This is a genomic window from Flavobacterium zhairuonense (assembly GCF_004352915.1).
Taxonomy (GTDB): domain Bacteria; phylum Bacteroidota; class Bacteroidia; order Flavobacteriales; family Flavobacteriaceae; genus Flavobacterium; species Flavobacterium zhairuonense.
Map to the genome: position 1 here is coordinate 1 of NZ_SJSY01000043.1, position 1,619 is coordinate 1,619.

The following is a 1,619-nucleotide window of genomic DNA, read 5'->3' on the forward strand; positions in this document are numbered from 1 at the left end:
GGCTCTAAAATAGTCACATCAACTTGGCCTGAACATCCTTTGCTGTCTTTTACATAGAAAGTATGCAAGCCTGGAGTCAATCCTGCGAAAGTATTTGTAGCCGCATAAGTACCCGCTAAGGCATTGCTGTAAGTATAACCGCCAGATCCGCCTGCTCCAGTCAATACAACCGATCCGTTGTTTGCTCCGTTGCAGGTAATATTTACCTGTGTCGCAGTAACCGTAGGATTCGTAATTGGAGCTACCGTAGCAGAAACGATAACCTTACATGCTGTAGGGTTGTTTGAATCTGTAATCTCAAAATTATAAGTTGTCGCAGTCGAAGCTCCAGTAAACACAAACTGCGTTCCTGTAACCGGAGTGCTTGACCCGTAAACTCCTGTTCCTGGATCAACTTTATATGTATATGTAGATTTTCCGCCAGTAATGTCAACTGTAATAGCTGCATTTGGTGTAGCAGTACAATCTAATTGTTTGGTAACATTGGCAACTGCAGTCAATTGAGGATTTACCGTAATAGGCGCAGCCGAAGCCGTACATCCGTTTGCATCTTTAACCCAAACCGTATAAGTTCCCGCTGGAACATTGAAAATATTGTTTGTGCTGAAGCTGCCGTTTATGCCATTGATGCCGTAAACCAAACTTGCTGAAAGGGTCGGATCAGTCGAACTTCCTGTAGCTGTAATAGTGAAATTGCTTCCTGTTCCTGTACACTGGTTGCTCAATACCGCCGTAACTGAAGGCGTAGGGTCTGTCGATAATGAAACCGGGAATGAATCCGTACAGCCGTTTGCATCTTTTACATAAACAGTCCAACTCATGTTCGCACCGTTGTTCGTATCAACTGTAAGAACATTGTTTGCTCCATAGTCTGCCGCAAGCGGAGCCGCAACTCCCTGCTTAACCGCATAGCTGTAATTTGTCGTTCCGCCAGTTGCAGTTGCTGTAATAACTGCATTGTCATTATTACAGTTGATCTTTGTCGCCACAGCTGTTACATCCAATGCATCTGTCGGCTCATTGATTGTAATGCTTGCTGTATTAGTACAGTTTGTAGCAAGATCTTTTACCTCTACAGTATAAGTCCCCACAGCAACATTGCTCAATGTCAATGTATTTCCTGATTTTGTCAAAGTACCTGTGCCAAGCACTCCTGCTGTCAATGTAAATGAATAATCTGTTGCAACAGCGTAACCCGAAACTGTGAATGTTCCGTTCCCCGTTGAAGTTCCTTTACATTTTACATCATTATTTTTTGTTGCAATAATTCCGATTGGAGTAACCGGATTTACCGTAACCGATTTGGTATCATAACATCCGTTTGCATCAGTAACTCTGAATGTGTACGGAACAGCGCTTGGTGCCAAGCCTGTAAATACACCATTAGAAGCTCCTGTTGTATTGCTTGTTGCAGAAGCTGGAGCAATAATAGCATATGTCAATGTCCCCACTCCTGTACCTGCAGTCGTAGTCACCGTAACTGTGCTTGTACCTACTGTACAAGTAACAGCTGATGCCACTGCCGTATTGATTTTTGGAGAATTTAGTTTATTTAATGTAGCTGATCCGTTTGCGATACAGCCGTTTGCGTCTTTCACAGAATAGTTCACCGTCTGATC

At 43.2% G+C, this 1,619-nt stretch carries 1 protein-coding gene; it reads right to left on the bottom strand.

Annotated elements, in window-relative coordinates:
• Positions 1-1,619: SprB repeat-containing protein (locus EYY60_RS00095; protein ID WP_208749431.1), on the bottom strand; the 1,619-nt coding region annotated here is incomplete at both ends.